This is a genomic window from Rhizobium ecuadorense, assembly GCF_001187535.1.
In the GTDB taxonomy this organism is placed as follows: domain Bacteria; phylum Pseudomonadota; class Alphaproteobacteria; order Rhizobiales; family Rhizobiaceae; genus Rhizobium; species Rhizobium ecuadorense.
The window spans coordinates 1-361 of sequence record NZ_LFIO01000630.1; the positions used below are offsets into that span (position 1 = coordinate 1).

Below are 361 nucleotides of genomic sequence, written 5' to 3' on the forward strand. Positions count from 1 at the left end.
GAATAAGCGACCACAGCATCTTTCCCACTTCTGCTACCAAGGAAAGCGCCAACTGGGTTTGTGACACCGTGACAATTCCTACTCGCGCCGAGAGTATCAGATGCTTTTCCAACTCCTTCAGAGACCCTTGGGCAATTTTCAAGTGGTGCACGTAGGCACCCGTTGACTCGCGTCCGTAACCTTCCGCGATGTTTGCTGCAATGGATGCTGCAGAACGTCTTACCTGGGAGGCAAGGCCATAAATTTCCTCTTTTGGAAATTCCTTTGTGAGGCCGTAACATTCAACCGCAAGATCCATGGAGCGCTGCCACACCTTAAGATCCTGATAGGAATTAATCGCCGTTGCCATTCTCCCTTGTCA

Annotated in this window: 1 protein-coding gene; it reads right to left on the reverse strand. The window is 50.4% G+C overall.

The window, feature by feature from the left end:
* Nucleotides 1–349 (reverse strand): four helix bundle protein (locus AF337_RS12415; protein ID WP_049732348.1); only part of this gene is annotated, 349 nt, incomplete at its 3' end.
* Nucleotides 350–361: the final 12 nt, after the last annotated feature.